The organism is Oceanobacillus limi (assembly GCF_900111445.1).
GTDB lineage: Bacteria > Bacillota > Bacilli > Bacillales > Amphibacillaceae > Ornithinibacillus > Ornithinibacillus limi.
Genome location: NZ_FOHE01000006.1, coordinates 147,864 through 165,362 on the forward strand (window position 1 = coordinate 147,864; position 17,499 = coordinate 165,362).

General features: G+C 36.6%; 18 protein-coding genes and 1 other annotated feature. Of the genes, 11 read left to right on the forward strand and 7 right to left on the reverse strand.

Going from position 1 to position 17,499, the window contains the following annotated elements:
- Positions 1 to 15 precede the first annotated feature (15 nt).
- On the forward strand, positions 16 to 711 hold the full coding sequence (gene narI / locus BMX40_RS08620) for a respiratory nitrate reductase subunit gamma (RefSeq protein ID WP_090868857.1): 696 nt from the start codon (positions 16 to 18) through the stop codon (positions 709 to 711).
- A 215-nt stretch (positions 712 to 926) separates the two neighbouring features.
- Here the strand turns inward: narI and BMX40_RS08625 are convergent, their stop codons facing one another.
- The 4 genes from BMX40_RS08625 to BMX40_RS08640 all read right to left on the reverse strand — a co-directional run bounded on the left by BMX40_RS08625 (position 927) and on the right by BMX40_RS08640 (position 4,540).
- A complete protein-coding gene (locus BMX40_RS08625) occupies positions 927 to 2,375 on the reverse strand; it encodes a nitrate/nitrite transporter (RefSeq protein WP_425287851.1) in 1,449 nt (482 codons plus the stop codon).
- 95 nt (positions 2,376 to 2,470) lie between these two features.
- Entirely contained in the window at positions 2,471 to 3,856 is a 1,386-nt protein-coding gene (locus BMX40_RS08630; protein ID WP_170840723.1) for a class II fumarate hydratase, read from the reverse strand.
- A gap of 131 nt (positions 3,857 to 3,987) precedes the next feature.
- Positions 3,988 to 4,203, reverse strand: coding sequence for a hypothetical protein (locus BMX40_RS08635; protein WP_090868861.1), 216 nt, complete (start codon positions 4,201 to 4,203; stop codon positions 3,988 to 3,990).
- 73 nt (positions 4,204 to 4,276) lie between these two features.
- Positions 4,277 to 4,540: an atypical membrane-integrating protein (Mistic protein) gene (locus BMX40_RS08640; RefSeq protein WP_170840724.1), complete on the reverse strand. Its 264-nt coding sequence runs from the start codon at positions 4,538 to 4,540 to the stop codon at positions 4,277 to 4,279.
- A 292-nt stretch (positions 4,541 to 4,832) separates the two neighbouring features.
- Between BMX40_RS08640 and BMX40_RS08645 the strand changes: the two genes are divergently transcribed.
- Positions 4,833 to 5,414: a DUF6438 domain-containing protein gene (locus tag BMX40_RS08645; RefSeq protein WP_090868865.1), complete on the forward strand. Its 582-nt coding sequence runs from the start codon at positions 4,833 to 4,835 to the stop codon at positions 5,412 to 5,414.
- A 74-nt stretch (positions 5,415 to 5,488) separates the two neighbouring features.
- On the opposite strand, the gene BMX40_RS08650 is transcribed toward BMX40_RS08645, so the two are convergent.
- The 3 genes from BMX40_RS08650 to BMX40_RS08660 form a co-directional block, all read right to left on the reverse strand.
- Positions 5,489 to 5,740, reverse strand: a complete 252-nt coding sequence (locus BMX40_RS08650; RefSeq protein WP_090868867.1) for a hypothetical protein — start codon at positions 5,738 to 5,740, stop codon at positions 5,489 to 5,491.
- Positions 5,741 to 5,844: 104 nt separating this feature from the next.
- On the reverse strand, positions 5,845 to 6,819 hold the full coding sequence (locus tag BMX40_RS08655; RefSeq protein WP_244513441.1) for a potassium channel family protein: 975 nt from the start codon (positions 6,817 to 6,819) through the stop codon (positions 5,845 to 5,847).
- A gap of 291 nt (positions 6,820 to 7,110) precedes the next feature.
- On the reverse strand, positions 7,111 to 7,293 hold the full coding sequence (locus tag BMX40_RS08660) for a hypothetical protein (protein ID WP_090868872.1): 183 nt from the start codon (positions 7,291 to 7,293) through the stop codon (positions 7,111 to 7,113).
- A 313-nt stretch (positions 7,294 to 7,606) separates the two neighbouring features.
- Between BMX40_RS08660 and BMX40_RS08665 the strand changes: the two genes are divergently transcribed.
- The 9 genes from BMX40_RS08665 to BMX40_RS08705 all read left to right on the forward strand — a co-directional run bounded on the left by BMX40_RS08665 (position 7,607) and on the right by BMX40_RS08705 (position 17,412).
- A complete protein-coding gene (locus BMX40_RS08665) occupies positions 7,607 to 8,149 on the forward strand; it encodes a GNAT family N-acetyltransferase (RefSeq protein WP_090868874.1) in 543 nt (180 codons plus the stop codon).
- A gap of 114 nt (positions 8,150 to 8,263) precedes the next feature.
- Entirely contained in the window at positions 8,264 to 8,665 is a 402-nt protein-coding gene (locus tag BMX40_RS08670; protein ID WP_090868876.1) for a MarR family winged helix-turn-helix transcriptional regulator, read from the forward strand.
- Between the two features lie 18 nt (positions 8,666 to 8,683).
- Complete coding sequence (locus BMX40_RS08675) at positions 8,684 to 9,868, forward strand: MFS transporter (protein ID WP_090868878.1); 1,185 nt, start codon at positions 8,684 to 8,686, stop codon at positions 9,866 to 9,868.
- A gap of 136 nt (positions 9,869 to 10,004) precedes the next feature.
- Complete coding sequence (locus BMX40_RS08680; RefSeq protein WP_090868882.1) at positions 10,005 to 11,015, forward strand: LacI family DNA-binding transcriptional regulator; 1,011 nt, start codon at positions 10,005 to 10,007, stop codon at positions 11,013 to 11,015.
- Between the two features lie 105 nt (positions 11,016 to 11,120).
- Positions 11,121 to 12,350, forward strand: coding sequence for an ABC transporter substrate-binding protein (locus BMX40_RS08685; protein WP_244513442.1), 1,230 nt, complete (start codon positions 11,121 to 11,123; stop codon positions 12,348 to 12,350).
- 60 nt (positions 12,351 to 12,410) lie between these two features.
- Positions 12,411 to 13,271 carry a carbohydrate ABC transporter permease gene (locus BMX40_RS08690; protein ID WP_170840725.1) on the forward strand — a complete coding sequence of 287 codons (861 nt, stop codon included), beginning with the start codon at positions 12,411 to 12,413 and terminating at the stop codon, positions 13,269 to 13,271.
- Positions 13,272 to 13,273: 2 nt separating this feature from the next.
- Positions 13,274 to 14,095, forward strand: a complete 822-nt coding sequence (locus tag BMX40_RS08695; RefSeq protein WP_170840726.1) for a carbohydrate ABC transporter permease — start codon at positions 13,274 to 13,276, stop codon at positions 14,093 to 14,095.
- Between the two features lie 31 nt (positions 14,096 to 14,126).
- The gene (locus BMX40_RS08700; RefSeq protein ID WP_090868886.1) at positions 14,127 to 15,812 is read left to right on the forward strand and encodes a glycoside hydrolase family 13 protein; all 1,686 of its coding nucleotides are present in this window, start codon (positions 14,127 to 14,129) and stop codon (positions 15,810 to 15,812) included.
- A gap of 99 nt (positions 15,813 to 15,911) precedes the next feature.
- Positions 15,912 to 16,160: a binding site (T-box leader), on the forward strand.
- Between the two features lie 28 nt (positions 16,161 to 16,188).
- Positions 16,189 to 17,412, forward strand: a complete 1,224-nt coding sequence (locus tag BMX40_RS08705; protein WP_244513444.1) for an MFS transporter — start codon at positions 16,189 to 16,191, stop codon at positions 17,410 to 17,412.
- Positions 17,413 to 17,499 lie beyond the last annotated feature (87 nt).

Below are 17,499 nucleotides of genomic sequence, written 5' to 3' on the forward strand. Positions count from 1 at the left end.
AGAGGAGGGATGTATATGGCCGAACTATTTTGGTGGGTCATATTCCCGTATATAACATTGACGATTATGATAGTAGGTTTATTGTATCGATATGCATTTAGACAGTTAACATGGGCTGCGCCGTCAACGGAATTTTTTGAAAAGAAGTGGTTACGCATTGGTTCCCCCTTATTCCATTATGGAATAATATTCGCTTTTTTTGGACATGTAATGGGGATGTTAATTCCCATAGAGTTTTATCAAGCACTTGGAATTTCTGATCATGCCTATCATTTTGGAGCCATTTACGGAGGAGGGCTTGTCGGTCTAATGGTTGTTGCAGGACTAATTATTTTACTAATTCGTAAAATAACCATCGATCCTGTTCGTATAAAAGCAAGTTTTGCTGATTTTTTCACGGTACTAGCTGTTCTTTTTGTTGCAGCTACAGGAACCTATATGACCATTATTTATAATACTACCGTGATTGAATATGAATACCGTTTAACTATTGGTCCTTGGTTTCGAAGTTTATTCCTACTTCAGCCCGACTATGTATTAATGCAAAGCGTACCGATGATATTTAAGGTTCATGTAATATCTGCTTTTGCGTTGTTTGCAGCCATACCATTTACCAAACTGATTCACATATTTAGTATCCCGGTAAAATACCCAACTAGACCACCACAACAATATCGATCGAGGTCTAACTATCGCCGCCAAGGTTTATAAGAAAACAAGAGCAGCATCCTGGTGAAATCCCTTCGGATGTTGCTCTTGTTTTCTATTTTGCATAAAACTGGCAGGTTGACATATACCCGACATCCTGTACGTAGTCAGACCCCTAATTGAAACCCAGGTTGTTAATTGGGGGCATACGGAAAGTGAATTATCAGATTTGTTAACCTAACAATCCATGGGGAATGAAGAAAACCTCCACGGAATCTTTAGGAGTTATTTCGGTTTTCCGAGATGTCATTAAATATCCCTACAAAATATTTGGTAACCCCAACATTATTTTTTAAAGGACTAATTGTTAATAGTTCCGAATAGATCTCTCCGTTTTTCCGTTTGTTTTGAATTTCGCCTTCCCAGAATCCATTCTCTTTGACTGATTGCCACATGTTATGATAAAAATCTGAGTCATGCTTTCCAGATTGTAATAGCTTTGGTGTGTTTCCAACCGCTTCTTCCTTACTATATCCCGTTATGCGAGTGAAGGCAGGATTAACATTTTTAATAATCCCATCTTTATCTGTAATCATAATTCCTTCTGCTGTGCCCTCGATAACCTTTCTCTCGATGCTTACTTGATCTTGGTAATACATGAAGATGACAATTACAAAGCTGACTAACGCGAACTCCGATAATAACATAAAAGCAATCGCATGATGTCCGGTTATATTACTGACTGCCGTTAGTAACAGTGGTGGGAAAAATCCTCCCAATCCTCCCATTGCAGAAACGATTCCATTAACGATCCCAGCTTGCTTGGAGAAATAAAGTGGAACAAGCTTAAATACGGTACCGTTTCCGATCCCAACTGCAATTCCTACAGCAAGAGAGCCAACTGTATACCAAACTATGTCTGGTGAGAATGATAGCAGTACACCTGAAAGAGCAACTCCTATAAAAACGAACATTAATATGATATAGGCATTAAATTTATCTGCCAAGAGTCCGCCGATTGGACGAAGTAAGGTGGCGATAATGATAAAAATTCCTGTCCTTATCCCAGCGTCTACTGGGTCTAATTGAAAGTTTTCCACGAGAAAGCTAGGTAGAAACATTGTAAATGCAACAAACGAACCAAACGTTATAAAATAAAACAAACAAAGAAACCAGAGCGTTGCATTTTGATATACTCCTTTAATTTGATCGGTCATTGACTTTTTGGCAAGCTGCTCTTTTCTGTCTCCCAATAGGAATGTGAGGACAGCAAATAGTATTAATAGGAATAAGAATATACGTACCGCGTTTTGCCAGCCGAAAGCCTCAGCAATTATTGGTGAGCCAAAGGTAGTAATGGCTGTACCAATGTTACCTACAGCATAAATACCATTAATAAATCCATGTTTTTCTTTTGGGTAATACTTTGGTAAGGAAGTTACACCAATTGAAAAGGTTGCCCCACCAATACCTAAAACTAAGCCACCAATTATTAAATCCAGAAATGAACTAGCTATACTAATATAAAAAACAGGAAATATGAGAATTAGGAGGCTAATAATAAACATTTTTCTAGCACCTAAACGGTCCGTATAAAAACCAATTGGAATACGGGCAAATGAACCTAGTATAACTGGAACAGCAGTAACGAGAGATGCTTGTCCGGAACTCAATGTAATGTCATCCCTGATATATGGCATTAAGGAAGAAATCAAGACCCAAACCATAAAACCTATGACGAGATTAGAGGTTTGAAGTGTTAATTGTAATCCTGGTTTATTCACGAACATCCCATCCTTCTTTGGTTATTTCACTAAGAAAGTTAAATTAATCCCTTTGGTTCCATAGCTTTTTCAATTTCTGGAGTTAGCAAACCTTTTTGTTTAAGAACTTCTTTTACCGTAATATTTTTTTCATCAGCTTCTTTTCCAATTTGAGAAGCTCGATCATACCCCATTATTGGACTCATGGCCGTAACAAGTGCAAGGCTGGAGTTCATCCAATGCTTGCATATTTCTTCATTTCCCTGTATGCCGCTGATGCATTTAGTAGTAAGTGTTGAAACGGCATTATACATGATTTCAATCGATTCCATCATTGTATGGGCAATTAAAGGCATCATTACATTGATTTCTAATTGGCTAGCTGTTCCTGCGTTGGCAATAGCAGCTTCATAACCAATAACTTGAAGGCAAACCATATGGGTCATTTCTAAAATGGCCGGGTTTACTTTTCCAGGCATAATTGTCGATCCGGGCTGGACTGATGGAAGTGTTATTTCGGCCAAACCTGTCCGAGGGCCGGAAGCGAGTAAGCGCAAATCACTCGTGATTTTTATGAGATGAATGGACAGTTCCTTCATTGTTGTCATAACACGGATTGGTGCACCGGTATTTTGCATAAACTCAAATATATTTTCTGGTTGACGAAAGGGAAGTTTTGTCATTCGATTCACTTCTTGAATGACTAGAGTCGGATAGTCAGGATGCGAGTTTACTTTTGTTCCGATCGCATTTCCACCTAAACCAATTTCATATAGTTTATCGGCCGATAATTTGAGTTGGTTGGTGACCGACCGAATTGTATTTGCATATCCTGCGAATTCCTGCCCTAACCTCATTGGAACAGCATCATGCAAATGGGTGCGACCTGTTTTTTCAATTGCCATAAATTCAATAGATTTTTTATCAAATTCCTGGTATAAATCTTCTAATGCAGGTAAAAGTTTGTCATTTATCTTTTCGATGGCAGCAATTTGCATGGATGCGTGAAAGGTATCGTTCGTTGATTGGTTTTTATTAACATGGTCATTCGGGTGAATACGTCCATATCCTAAAGACGGGTCGATTAGCTCAGTTGCTCGATTAGCGATGACTTCATTTGCGTTCATATTTTGTGAGGTTCCTGCACCTGCTTGATAAACGTCAACGACAAAATGATCATCCCATTTTCCGTGGATTACTTCCTCAGCGGCTTGCATAATGGCACTTCCAATTGATTTTGGTAATAACTCTAAATCCATGTTTGTTTTTGCAGCAGAAGCTTTCACAATACCTTGCGCTCGAATGATCGAACGTGGCATCCGTTTACTACTAATTTGAAAATTTTCCACAGCCCGTTGTGTTTGGGCACCATAATATGCGTACTTTGGAACTTTAATGGTTCCTAGTGAATCTCTTTCCATACGAAAGTTTTCGGAAAGTGTCATTTTCTCCTCCTAAATTGTGTAGATCTAATATTAGTGTTTCCTAAGTGGCTGGGAATAATCGGACAATATGGGCTGGGCTGATTTGGTGGTAGTTTGTAGAGAGTTAGAAGGCATTAAATGGGAATGAGAAATTATGTTCCAGTATCTTTTTGTAACGGACCAGCTGAGAGGATGTTATCTGTTCTAAACGTTCGGACCTTTTTTCGATAATAGCAAAATGCTACCACATGATCTTCCTTTAGTTCCACAACTCGAATAATTCGTTGCGTTATTTTTTGATTGCGATCCATATAGAAAATCATAATTTTCTTTTTGAGTTCTTTAGATTGCAAAAACCAATTATTCATCATCTGACCACCCTGGATAGAATGTATGTTCTGTTTTTTATTATATTATCATGAGTATGTATCTAAATCAATATTACGTTTCCTCTTCCTGTTCCTCTTTTTCCTCTTCGCTTTCTGCATCCTCTAAGTCAAGCCATGACAGCATTTCTCGGACTAGTGTATTTATTTTCTCGTCTACGGTTTCATCCCCGTATTTTTTCTTAGCAAACTCAATGTTCTCCATAACATCATCAGCAAATTTAATAATCGGTTCATCATCTTCTAAGTTATTAAATAAATCAAGAATGTCATCTAAAGCATTATCGAATTTTTTTCTTTCTAAGTCATTTGCTTTCATTTCCATCACCTAATTTTAGAATGCCCAAAAGTAGGTGAAAATAAAGGTATAAACTAATTTTGGATGAAAAAGTAAAAATGGGAGAATCGAAAGAAATTATCTAGCTAATGAACATGACATGGGATAAGTTGTTACTTCTGCTTTGCCGAGGTAAACCTTATCAGGTCCTGAGCTTGGATGAGGAGCAAAAAGGATTTCCAGGTGTTCCAGTCGAAATAGATATAAAGAACCAAGGTGCCAGGCACCCGTCGAAATTCGACGAGTGCCTGGCACCTTAAAAGGGGGAATGGAATTGTTTAAGAAGATTTATTTGGAACGTTCTGGTTGTTACGGGGCATGTCCTATTTATTCGGTTGAAGTTAATCGAGATGGAAGGCTTAAATGGATTGGTGAAATGTTTGTGTCCTATGTGGGTGAAACTTCTTATCAAGTTTCTAATAAGAAATTACAAAAGCTAGAAAGGTTATTGAAGGAATTCGATTATCGTAATTATAAAAAGGAGTGTGGAGGATTATTTGCAACCGACCAATCAAACTGTATTACCAGAGTAGAATTTGTAGATGGTTTTGTTAAGGAAATTGATCATTATTTAGGAGAGATGGATGAAACTCCAAACGATGCCAAATACTCGATGAAAAATCTAGAGAAATTTGAGCAAAAGCTAGAAAGCATTATGGGGGTTCGTCAATTGGTAAGACAGACACTATATTTGTATCATTTATTTGCTGTAAAAGATGGATTGGAAGCGATTGTATCCGCTCCGAATCAGAAGTCAGCAAAGCGTTTAATAGATGGGAAACAGACTTTCGAAATAAAGAAAATCGGTAAGGATACTACAGAAGCATTACATCCATATGTAGTTTTGAAAAAGTGACGTCGTTATGAATTTGGGTGGTTTGTAAGTATTATAAATGGGAGAAAGTACATGGAAGAAAATAGGAATGCGTTTTAGTACCAATTGGATAAGTACGATAGGAATGACTTGCAATTTTTAACAAATAAATCAATAAAAAAAGAATCGTTTTCCCATTTTTGAGGATGACGATTCTTGTGTTTTGTACGGTATAAATGATCTTTTTTATTTTTTGTTTTTCTAGTGCGTAAGTCTAGCTTTGCATACGGACTTCGATTGATTTCGGGAGTTAATCTACCCTCTCGAATTAATTTTCTACGCTTTTTGTGCGCCTCGGATCTTCCCATTCTATTCACTCTCCTAAAATATATTTCTTCTACAGTATACAATATCGTACAAAAAGGTGCCAGGCACCTGTCGAAAGTCGACAAGTGCCTGGCACCTCATTAATTTAGCCTTCGATTTTTTCGTATGTTTCTTTGTCGCAAATGATGTAGAGTTCAGCGTCGGTTGGAATTTTCTCTTCTAATCTTCTATTGATGTCTAAACGATCTCCATCGGCAATTAGCGTTGCCCCTTTTTCTAATAAATCATTAAATGCTTCTTTATATGTTGTCCAGTTTTTGTTTTTGACTTTAAAGAGGTCATCGCCATGCTGTCTACTAATTAGTTGCGAATATACTTTGCTCACTCCTTGATACATGGCAGACCGAACAGCTAAGCTAGAAATTGTTTCTTGAGATAAAATGAATTCATCTACATTGACGTGTGAAAAATTCGAAATGTGATCTTCGTTTAATATTTCAACTGTTGTATGTACAGCGGGTGCTAATCGCTCAACGACAATTGCAACTGTTAACGTTTTTGCATCACGTAGGGAAGGTTCTTGGATCGTGTCATCAGAAAAAATAATTACTGATTTCGCCATAGAGATATTTGCTTTTTCAAATGTCTGCTCTTCAGTTGAGTTGCCTTGGATATAATGAACACGATTATTGGAAACATCCACCGGAGATTTAGGTAAAGAGTCGATGAGTACTATTTCAACTGTTTGATTTGATTTTAAAAGCTCTGTAATTGCTGATTCTGATTTCTTTCCCCAACCAATAATAATGATATGATTCTCATTTGTGTAGTTCATTTTTCCTTCCTCCCTTTTTCTCCTAAAGATTGTAAAGACATCAATGATTTTTCCGATGATGATACCTAATAAGCCAATTCCAACTAAATACATGATGATTGAAAATAACTTTCCAGCCATTGTTATTGGTGAATAATCTCCGTAACCTACTGTCGTAAAGGTTGTCATAACAAAATAAAATGAATTCAATAGGCTCTCAAAGTTATCCGGCTCTAGAAAATAAATAATAAATGTACTTAGAATCGTAAAAAGTGCTGTGGAGATAAATAATGTTAAATTTCTCATTCGAATCAAATTTAATCCTAGTTTTAAAAAGAAATGCAATCGTATTTCCCCCAATCTCTATCCATGAATATGTAAAACCTATTTCATTTTAACATAATATTTCCACTATAATCGTTGTTTTTGAGAGAAATGTTCGGTCTGTAGTTGGAGTTTCTCAACAATAAAAGAAGAAGGGTTTTTTTTATTGTCAAAGTTCAGTCGGGCCGAAGACAATATTGAATGGAAAGGGTTAGTTAGAAAAAAGGTGCCAGGCACTTGTCGAAATCCGACAAGTGCCTGGCACCTTTTCTGTTATTTCAGTTTATCCATTTGGGGGTCTTTTTTTAATTTGACGTTGTATGGGTTTTTATTTTTGGGATCCTCTTTTGTATCTACTTGTAGTCCCATTTGTTTTCCTAATGGGTCGTTTATTATACTTTCCTGAATCCCGTCAAAGTGCTGTTCTGATTCCTTGTAATCTTGATTGTTATTCACTTTTTCACCTCCTACTCCTATGTTGCAACGGATATGGGGAGAAAATGTATACATGATTTATGTAATTTTATGAAAATAACTAATTTAGCTAGTAATTTATGCTAAAATTAATAGGATACATTAATTGGAAATGAAATTTAAATATAAGTATGGATAAAATGAGTCACTGTCGGCTTGTTATTTTCTTATGCTAGATAATCAGTTGGAAATCAATCGTATAAACTATATTGATATTGCTCCTCTTTTTAGGAGATCTTACAAACTACATATTCAATTGAACCTGTGCAAAAGTCATCAAATAGGGGGAAGCATTATGATTGAATTACAATACTTTACTCGATCTGATTTTAACCAACTTATACATTGGGTTAATTCGCCAGATCTATTACTGCAATGGGCTGGATCTAGCTTTACATGGCCATTGGATATCAATCAGTTAGAAAAATATATAAAAGATGCAAATGCTAAAAACACAAAAAGTTTGGTGTATAAAGTCGTGCTTAAAGAGACAGGCGATGCTATCGGCCATATTTCAATGACTGGAATTGATTTAAAAAATTGTTCCGCAAGAATAGGTAGAGTTTTAATCGGTGATAAAAATATTAGAGGAAACGGAATCGGTCAATTAATGATGAAAGAAATATTAGAAATTGCTTTTGCAGAGCTTGGTTTACATAGGGTTAGTCTAGGTGTATTTGAGTTTAATAGATCTGCTATTTCTTGCTATGAAAAGGTAGGCTTCAAAAAAGAAGGGGTTCTAAGAGATTACTTGAAGGTTGATGATGATGAATATTGGGACTTAAGGGAAATGAGCATATTGGAACGGGAATGGTTAGATACGTTCCGTTTGAATTAGTGAGTTTGTTAAGTGTAGTATCATTCCCATTTTAATTAAAACACAAGGAATGACAGGATTCCAAAAATATGCGATACTTACCTAGGTAAGTAATTATGTATTGGGGGTTTCAATTTGTCTGATCAGGATTTCTTTCATTTATTAAATCAGAAGGTTCGTTTCATTAACAAGCAGTTGAATGATTGTCTAAGTCAGTATGGACTATATAAATCACAATGGTCTGTACTTTTTTTATTGAATAAAGAAGGTGCCATGACTCAAACCGAGATCACCCACTATTTTCATGTAGAAGCACCAACGGTTACACGGACATTGAAAAGAATGGAAGCAAACAACTGGGTTAAGCGAGTCCAAGGAAACGATAAGCGTGAACGGCTCATCGATTTAACAGAAATGGCAAAGCAAAGATATGGAGAGATAGAAAAAGCAATTTCTGAGCAAGAACGAAAAATGGTCGCTAACCTATCCAATACAGAAAAACAAAAGCTTTATAATCTATTACAGAAGTTAGGGTGAGAGGAGAGCAATAACATCATGAATAAACAACGGCGTCCGATTTGGACAAAAAGTTTTATAAACATTTCATTAACCAACTTTATCGTTTTTGTTGCGTTTTATACATTATTAACGACTTTACCTATTTATGTGATCCAGGAACTAGATGGAACCGAGGCCCAAGCTGGCTTAGTAGTCACAAGCATGTTAATTGCTGCAATCATAATCCGTCCATTTTCCGGTAGTATATTAGATAAATTAGGGAAAGGAAAAGGACTGATATGGTCAGTTGCTGCATTTACCGTGACCATGTTGCTATATATGGGAGTAGATAGTTTTATAACCTTAATGATTACAAGATTTATTCATGGTTTATCATTTGGAGTGTTAACAACCGCAACGAGTGCAATTGCAGCTGATGTTGTTCCAGAGGAGAGAAGGGGGGAGGGGTTAGGGTACTTCGCTATGTCCATGAATATCGCTATGGTAATTGGCCCATTCCTAGGACTTACGCTTCTACAATTTTTATCATTTCACTTCTTATTTATCATTTTGAGTTTTATTATGATTGTCGGATTTATATGTTCCTTTTTCGTAAACGCTCCAGAGCATGTTCAAAATACACTTAGTAAAGTGAAGCACAAATTATCCATCCATGATTTGGTAGAAGTAAAAGCATTTCCAATTGCAATGATTAGTAGTTTAGTAGGAATAGCTTACGCCAGTATTTTATCTTACATCAGTGTTTATGCTGGGGAGATAGGTCTTTCTCATGTTGCTAGTTATTTCTTTGTGGTATTTGCACTGGTAATGATCCTTTCTCGTCCATCGCTTGGCCAGTTATTCGATCTCAAGGGGCCAAAATACGTGATTATACCTTGCTTAATCATATTTAGTCTCGGTTTATTTGTCCTTAGCAATGCAACTTCTGCTTGGATGTTCCTGCTCGCTGCGGCTATTATTGGGTTAGGTAGTGGTTCTTTATTACCAAGTTTTCAAACAATGTGCATTCAAGCTGCCGAAAGAAATCGAAGCGGACACGCAACAGCAACGTTCTTTATTTTTTGGGATATAGGCATTGCATTTGGAGCATATATTTTGGGGACCATTGTAACGCTATTTAATTTTCAAATATTGTATATGATCTGTGCCGCATTCGTAATTTTAATATTAGGATTATTCATTCTGCATCAAAGACTAACTAGAAAATTGGCTTCGCGGTAATTTAATGGCGCCAGGCACTTGTCAATATTTGACAAGTGCCTGGCACCATTTTTAATAAAAAGATTGCAAACGATTTCAGTTTGTGCTACTATAATTTACGTAAACGTTTACGCTTTCTTTCAAAGGGGCATATGAAATGACTATTACAATTAAAGACGTTGCAAAGAAAGCAAATGTTTCGATTGCAACGGTCTCTCGAATCGTAAATAATAAACCAGGCTATTCCAAGGAAACGGAAAAGAAAGTACTGGAAGTAATAGAAGAATTGGGCTATCATCCGAATGCTATTGCAAGAGGTTTGATAAGTAAGCGTAGTCATACCATCGGTGTTTTAGTACCAAAATTATCGAGTATGCTAATGTCAGAGTTTATTAGTGGAATCGAAAATATTGCACATCAATTCGGTTCAAGTGTAATCATTTGTCATACCGAATCTAATGGGAAGAAGACAATGCAATATTTAGAATTATTAAGGGAAAAACAAATCGATGGAATTATTTTCTCAAGTGAAGTTCTAACAGAAGAATACTATCAATTCATGAAGAAAATGGATGTACCAATTGTATTGCTATCGACTGTCTCTTTCGATTATCCTGTTCCATATGTAAGGGTGGATGACCAACATGCAGCATATACTGCTACGGAATACTTGATCAAAAAAGGACATCGTAACATTGGAATGATTAGTGGTACTAAAGAAGATGTAGTAGCAGGCCAACCAAGAATTGATGGTTTTACACAGGCGATGGATCGAAACAAACTGCCAGTTACAAATAACATCGTTGCTGCTCCGGGGTTTGGATATGAGGATGGGAAAGAGGCTTTTAAACAGCTTATTACACAAAATCCTGACGTCACCGCTGTATTTGCCGCAAGTGATGAACTGGCATTGGGAGTTATATCGACGGCTTATCAAATGGACATTAAAATCCCAGATGATCTATCTGTGATTGGATACGATAATGTTAGTTTAGCCGAAATGAGTATACCTCCTCTAACTTCTGTAGGACAACCACTTAGTACGATGGGGGAGAAAGCAACAGAAATGATTTTTGAAATGATAAATACAAATCAATCTGTTGAAAGTCGGATATTTCCGCATGAAATTGTAGAAAGACAAAGTGTAAAAGAATTGAAAAAAGAGTAAATCTCTTTTTTGAGTTTTACGTAAACGTTTACGTAAAATGGGTATGAATAAGCGTTGATCATTTTATAAATATTACTATTAGAACATCATAATGGAGGAATTATCATGAAATTTTCAAAAGGTTTAGCAGCAATCACATTAGGTACATCATTATTACTTGCTGGCTGTGGTGGTGACGGAGGTGCAGATGGTGAAGTAACGCTAGAGCTGTTCTCCAATAAGTCTGAAAGTGTTGATACGTATAAAGGATTAATAGCAGAATTTGAGGAACAAAATCCTGATATTAACATTAAATTAGAAGCACCACCAGAGGCGGAGACAGTTTTAAAGACACGTTTAACGAAAAATGATTTACCAGATATTATGTCTATTGGTGGAAATGCAACGTATGGTGAATTAGCACGAGAAGGAGTGTTTCATGACTTTTCGGATGATGAAGTATTAACGAATGTTCAATCATCCTATGTGGACATGCTAGGTCAATTGGTTGGACCAGAACATGATGGCGTTTATGGCCTTCCGTATGCAACCAATGCAAATCATGTCATCTATAATAAAGAAAAAGTTGAAGAATTAGGAATTGAAATTCCAACGAATTGGGACGAATTTGTTACAGCGTTAGAAGCTGCTAAAGAAGCTGGGGAAATCCCAATTTACTTCACATTACAAGAAGCGTGGACTGGAATGTCCGTTTGGAATGGTGTAGCAGGAAACTTAGTGGCAGATGACTTTGCAGAAAGAAAAAATAATGGAGAAGCATCATTTGTTGAAGAGTATGACGAAGTAGCAGATAAAATGTTAACGCTACTAGATTATGGCCATAGTGATAATTTTGGTGTAGGTTATGGTGATGGGAATAATGCTTTTGCTACTGGAAACGGTGTTTTCTATATCCAAGGTAACTGGGCAATTCCAGAGATTGTAAAAGCAAATCCCGATATTGAATTAGGCACATTTGCATTACCTTCAAATGATAATGCGGAAGAAAACGATCTCGTTTCAGGAGTAGACGTTGCATTAGCAGTAAGTGACTCAACAGATCACAAAGAAGAAGCGATGAAATTTATTGAATTCATGATTAGTCAAGAGACCGCTCAAACTTATATTGAAGAGCAAAAAGCATTTTCAGGTGTAGAAGGTGTTTTCCAAGAAGACCCGGTATTTGAAGGAATTCGTGTGAACTTTGAAGAAGGTCGATTAACGAGCTTCCCTGACCACTATTACCCAGCAGGAATGGGGACAGAGAACTTAGTTCAAGACTTCCTTATCGAAAAAAATAAAGATGCTGCTTTACAAACATTAGATTCGGAATGGGATAAAGTTCAAAACCGCTAAATTCTTTAGGGGCCTCTATTATAGAAGCCCCTATTTCATTCTAAAGGAGAGATTATCATCATGGTGAAAAAGAAGCATGCTTTTCTACTAATGGTTATTCCTGCTTTTGTTCTATTTTTCACCTTTCATACTTATCCAGCTTTGCAGGGGATATTTTATAGTTTTACCGACTATAAGGGGTATGGAAATTGGGATTTCGTAGGATTTAAAAACTATTTTAATGTCTTTCAAGATGGCCGTGCTTTAAGTGCATATGGCTTTACTTTTCAGTTTGCTATTGTAGCCACGATTCTTGTTAACATTATTAGTGTCTTAATTGCAATTGGACTAAATTCTAACATAAAGTTACGTAAGACACTTCGAGCAACATACTTTTTACCGTATATTTTAAGTGTTCTTATCGTTGGTTATATTTTCAAATTTATGTTTACCCATCTGCTTCCACAAATCGGACAGGCGTTAAATATTGAATTTCTATCAACCAATATTTTGGGAAATCCAGATTTGGCATGGCTAGGTATTGTATTAGTAGCAGTATGGCAATCAGCGGCATTTAATACATTATTATACTTGGCTGGGCTTTCTACGATTGATGATCAAGTGTATGAGGCTGCGAGTATTGATGGAGCAAAGCCGTGGGCAAGATTTTGGAAAATTACCTTCCCGTTAATTGCACCATTCTTTACGATTAATATGGTTGTGGCAATGAAAAACTTCCTAATGGCCTTTGATCAAATCGTCGCATTAACTGGTGGGGGACCAGGTCAAGCTACTGAATCCATCTCTTTACTTATTTACCGTGGCGGATTCCAAGGCGGAGAATTTGCGTATCAATCAGCTAACGCGGTTATTTACTTTATCGTTATTGTTGCAATTTCTATTATCCAACTACGCGTTCTTGAACGAAGAGAGGTGAAATAACTATGATAGGAAATCGAGCGAATTGGAAAGTGACAATTTTATTAATACTTGGAGCACTATTTATTTTACTCCCACTGTATTTAACCATTACAATAGCGTTTAAAACACCGCGGGAAATGACGGGAAATCTACTCGCTCTACCACAATCGTGGTCGATACAGAACTTCCTGGATGCCATTGAAATGACTAATTTCTTCCAAGCATTGGGGAACAGTGCTTTTGTTACGATCTTAACGGTTGCTGTGGTAATTTTAACGCACTCTCTAGTTGCATATGCGATTGCTAGAAATTTGCATAAAAAATTCTACAAATTCCTATATTTTTATTTTATTAGTGCCATGTTTATTCCATTTCCTATCATTATGTTACCACTTGTTAAGCAAACTGCGATGTGGGGAATGGACAACCTTATTGGATTAGTAATTCTAAATGGGGTTATGCAACTAGCGTTTAATGTATTTATTTATGTAGGGTTTGTTAAAACAGTTCCAAAAGAACTGGAGGAAGCAGCTATTATTGATGGTGCTAGTACATGGCAAGTATTTTGGAAAGTTATATTTCCATTAATGAAACCGATGCATGCTACCGTAGCTATTTTAACGGCTTTGGCTGCGTGGAATGACTTTATGCTTCCACTTGTTATTTTAAGTGATTCAAATCAATACACATTGCCACTCGTACAGTATGCGTTCCAAGGACAGTTTAGTACAGACTATAACCTTGCCTTTGCATCTTACTTAATGGCAATGTTACCAATGATTATTGTTTATATCTTTGCACAAAAATGGATTATCGGCGGTGTTATGAGAGGATCGATTAAGTAATATTACCAAAGGAATACGGAGGAGATTAGTTATGACTCATAAAGCATGGTGGAAAGAAAGTGTTGTTTATCAAATTTATCCAAGAAGTTTTAATGACAGTAATGGGGATGGAATTGGTGATATTAAAGGGATTACGGAAAAGTTAGATTATCTTAAAAATCTTGGTATCGAAGTTATTTGGTTATCGCCAGTGTATAAATCCCCAAATGATGATAATGGTTATGATATTGCGGATTATAAAGCAATCATGGATGAATTTGGAACGATGGAAGATTGGGAAGAACTTTTAGAAGAAATGCATAATCGTGATTTGAAGCTAATTATGGATTTAGTTGTGAACCATTCGTCTGATGAACACGAGTGGTTCCAAGAGTCGAGAAAGTCAAAGGATAATCCATTTCGAGATTATTACATTTGGCGTACTAGTAAGGATGGAAAAGAACCAAATAATTGGGAGTCGGCTTTTAGTGGTCCAGCTTGGGATTATGATGAGCAAACAGACGAATATTATTTACATTTATTTAGTAAAAAGCAACCGGATTTAAATTGGGAAAATCCTAAACTTCGTCAAGAGATATATGACATGATGAAATGGTGGTTGAATAAAGGTGTAGATGGTTTCCGTATGGACGTTATTAACTTTATATCCAAGGTACCTGGGTTACCTGATGCACCAAATCCAGAAGGGAAGAAATATGTTGGTGGCGGACAGTACTTTATGAACGGACCACGCATCCATGATTATTTAAAGGAAATGAATGATGAAGTACTATCGAAATACGACATCATGACGGTTGGTGAAATGCCAGGAGTCGATGTGGAAGAGGCGAAGAAATATACAGATCCAGATCGTAAGGAGCTGCAAATGGTATTCCAGTTCGAACATATGGATCTAGATTCTGGTCCGAATGGAAAATGGGATTTAAAGCCGCTAGATCTTAAGGATCTCAAACAAAGCATTACAAGATGGCAAAAGGGTCTGCAAGGAATTGGTTGGAACAGCTTGTATTTGAATAATCATGATCAACCAAGAATTGTATCTCGTTTCGGCAATGACAAAGAATATCGACTTGAATCAGCAAAAATGTTAGGAACCTTTTTACACATGCTACAAGGAACACCGTTTATTTATCAAGGAGAAGAAATAGGGATGACGAATATCCATTTTGATTCTATTGATGATTATAAGGATATTGAGATCTTGAACATGTACCAGGAAAAAGTAGTGGAAGGAAACGAGGATCCAGATAAGGTGATGGAGTCTATTTATGTCAAAGGTCGTGACAATGCCCGTACACCGATTCAGTGGGATACATCAGAAAATGCCGGGTTTACGACTGGTGAGCCTTGGATAAAGGTCAATCCAAATTATAAAGAAATCAATGCTGAACAAGCTATAAACGATGAAAATTCCGTGTATCATTATTACCGCCAACTAATTCAATTACGTAAAAAACATGAGATTATTGTTTACGGTGAATACGATCTAATTTTAGAAAGTCATGATCAGATATACGCATACACACGTACGTTTGAAGGGGAAAAAGTACTAGTAGTTACGAACTTTAGTGAACAAGAAGTTCCATTTGAACTTCCTACTGGTGTTTCTTTTGAAGCAAAGGAACTACTCATCAGCAACTATCCAAACGAAGGAATACAAGATTACCATTCCTTCACCCTAAAACCATACGAAGCAAGAGTCTACAAAGGCGTTTAATATTAGGTGCCAGGCACCTGTCGACTAGTCGACAAGTGCCTGGCACCTAATTCTTATTTACAAATAATTCATTCCATGATAAGATAGGAAAAATTTATCTTACATGCGATGAAGAGAAGAGTAGGTAGGGCTAATCATTATAGAGAACTCCGGTTGCTGGAAAGGGGTATGAAAGGTCTTATTGAAGCAAGTCTCAGAGTATTACATTGGAACCAATAAATGGGGATGGTGTAACGGGAGCTCCCGTTATTGAGCTAGAGTATAGAACGATTGTACTTGAAGAGGTTAATATGGTGACATATTAATGAACTGGGGTGGCACCGCGGATAGCCGGATCTCGTCCCCAAGACCGAAATGGCTTGGGAGGCGGGATTTTTTGATTAAGCATACAGTTAATTGGAAGTATCCGACTATTTTATTGGTAGGTATTGGTGTTTCGCATATTGGAGAATGGGTTTATTTTATTGCGTTAAATTTAATTGTTTTAGACAGTACTGGATCACCATTGGCTGTTAGCCTTTTATATCTCATGCGGCCGATTGCAACCTTACTAACAAATGCATGGGCAGGTGGGGTTATTGACCGGTTAAATAATCGAAATGTCATGATATTCCTTGATCTGTTTCGATCCTTTTTTATATTTTTACTTCCTTTTATATCATCTATGGTATTCATTTACCTCATTGTCCTTATCATCAATATGGCAAGTGCTATGTTTGGTCCTACATCTATGACGTATATTACCAAACTGATTCCCCGTCAGCTAAGACCGAGATTTAATTCGTTGTATAGTTTAATTACTTCTGGAGCATTTTTAGTGGGGCCTGCCATTGCGGGGATTCTATTTATGTTTGGCACACCTGAGATTGCTATCGTTACGAATGGAGTAGCGTTACTTCTGTCTGGCATGATAACTTGTTTGATGCCAAAATTAGACGAGGAAAAGAAGAGATTACCTACAAACAGTTCTATAACATTTGTTGGTTTACAAAAGGATTGGTCCATCGTTCTTCAGTTTAGTGTTCATTCCCGTTATATCTTGATTATATATTTTTTATTCAATTGTATTATGGCAGTGTTGGCTAGTGCGGTAGATTCCTTAGAAGCTGCTTTTGCAAAAGGGGCACTGGAATTATCGAATATGGAATATGGCTTTTTAGTTTCCATTGCTGGAGCAGGAATTGGAATAGGAGCTTTATGCATCAATGCTTTCATTCATAAAATATCGGTAACAACGTTGATAGGTTTTGGAACGGTATTTGTATCGCTAGGTTATGTTTTATATGCATCTTCTCATTCATTTCTTGTAGCAAGTATTGGATTTTTTGTCCTTGCGTATTTTACAGCTTTTGCAAACACAGGCTTTTTAACATTTTTTCAAAATAATATTCCTGTGGAAAAAATGGGGAGGATTAGCAGTGTTTATCAATTTGTAGATGCTGTGCTCATCATTCTAACGACAGTAGGAATTGGTATGTATGCTCACTTCAGTTCGGTGAAAGTAGCAGTTTTTTCTGGTACGTCTATCATGCTCTTTCTAGCTCTGTTGTTATGTGTGTATTGTTTACAGTCTCATGAAAAGAAATATTCCTCTGATTAAAATTTTGAATAATATAATATTGATACGTGATGTATGTTATTCTTGAAATAGTATATATGTAATAGAGTTTTATTGTAGAAGGATAGG

Coding starts and splice junctions, on each gene's coding strand:
- narI (WP_090868857.1), top strand. CDS start 16: ATGGCCGAACTATTTTGGTGGGTCATATTCCCGTATATAACATTGACG.
- BMX40_RS08625 (WP_425287851.1), bottom strand. CDS start 2,375: ATGGTTTGGGTCTTGATTTCTTCCTTAATGCCATATATCAGGGATGAC.
- BMX40_RS08630 (WP_170840723.1), bottom strand. CDS start 3,856: ATGACACTTTCCGAAAACTTTCGTATGGAAAGAGATTCACTAGGAACC.
- BMX40_RS08635 (WP_090868861.1), bottom strand. CDS start 4,203: ATGAATAATTGGTTTTTGCAATCTAAAGAACTCAAAAAGAAAATTATG.
- BMX40_RS08640 (WP_170840724.1), bottom strand. CDS start 4,540: ATGAAAGCAAATGACTTAGAAAGAAAAAAATTCGATAATGCTTTAGAT.
- BMX40_RS08650 (WP_090868867.1), bottom strand. CDS start 5,740: ATGGGAAGATCCGAGGCGCACAAAAAGCGTAGAAAATTAATTCGAGAG.
- BMX40_RS08655 (WP_244513441.1), bottom strand. CDS start 6,819: ATGAGAAATTTAACATTATTTATCTCCACAGCACTTTTTACGATTCTA.
- BMX40_RS08665 (WP_090868874.1), top strand. CDS start 7,607: ATGATTGAATTACAATACTTTACTCGATCTGATTTTAACCAACTTATA.
- BMX40_RS08675 (WP_090868878.1), top strand. CDS start 8,684: ATGAATAAACAACGGCGTCCGATTTGGACAAAAAGTTTTATAAACATT.
- BMX40_RS08680 (WP_090868882.1), top strand. CDS start 10,005: ATGACTATTACAATTAAAGACGTTGCAAAGAAAGCAAATGTTTCGATT.
- BMX40_RS08685 (WP_244513442.1), top strand. CDS start 11,121: ATGAAATTTTCAAAAGGTTTAGCAGCAATCACATTAGGTACATCATTA.
- BMX40_RS08690 (WP_170840725.1), top strand. CDS start 12,411: ATGGTGAAAAAGAAGCATGCTTTTCTACTAATGGTTATTCCTGCTTTT.
- BMX40_RS08695 (WP_170840726.1), top strand. CDS start 13,274: ATGATAGGAAATCGAGCGAATTGGAAAGTGACAATTTTATTAATACTT.
- BMX40_RS08700 (WP_090868886.1), top strand. CDS start 14,127: ATGACTCATAAAGCATGGTGGAAAGAAAGTGTTGTTTATCAAATTTAT.